Origin of the sequence: Saccharopolyspora elongata (genome assembly GCF_004348985.1) — a bacterium.
Taxonomy (GTDB): domain Bacteria; phylum Actinomycetota; class Actinomycetes; order Mycobacteriales; family Pseudonocardiaceae; genus Saccharopolyspora; species Saccharopolyspora elongata.
Genome location: NZ_SMKW01000253.1, coordinates 1 through 600 on the forward strand (window position 1 = coordinate 1; position 600 = coordinate 600).

The following is a 600-nucleotide window of genomic DNA, read 5'->3' on the forward strand; positions in this document are numbered from 1 at the left end:
GCCCTTCCCGATCTGGATCTGCTGACCCAGCCACACCACACCAAGCTGCTGCCCGAAACTCATCGCCAGCATGCCCAGAATCTCCACCGGAACACGCGGCACACTCGCCATCCGCTGCGCCATCCACGTCACAGCCTTCTCCACAATCAACTTGTGCATCAACGCCTGCGACATAAACCACGTCTGAACCCCCGGCACCCAAAACCACTGCACAAGAAACTCAAACTCAACCGCCAGCAACGCCAACTGAATCAACACCACCAGCTTAAGGAACTCCACCTCCATCGCGATCTGATCCAACGCATCAGCCATCATCTCAAAATGATCAGCCGCCGCATCCAAATAATTCGACGGACCATCCACAAACGGCGCCATCCGCGCCGCAAACGCCCGCTCCGACGCCCCCGCAAAATCCGACGACCGAATCCCCTCAACCGCCGCCCGCGCATCCACCCGCAACTGCCGCAAACGCCCCGCATGCGACCGCCACACCGCCGCCAACTCCCGCACCTTATCCTCATTAACAGGCGGCGGCTCATCCCCCGTAAGCCAAAGGGACAGCTGGCGCTCAAACTCACTGAACATGATCGCCATAACCGC

At 59.8% G+C, this 600-nt stretch carries 1 protein-coding gene; it reads right to left on the bottom strand.

What is annotated here, in order from left to right; all coding sequences use genetic code 11:
• On the bottom strand, window positions 1-594 hold a 594-nt coding region (locus E1288_RS46575; RefSeq protein WP_132495769.1), incomplete at its 3' end, for a WXG100-like domain-containing protein.
• Between the last annotated feature and the right edge of the window lie 6 nt (window positions 595-600).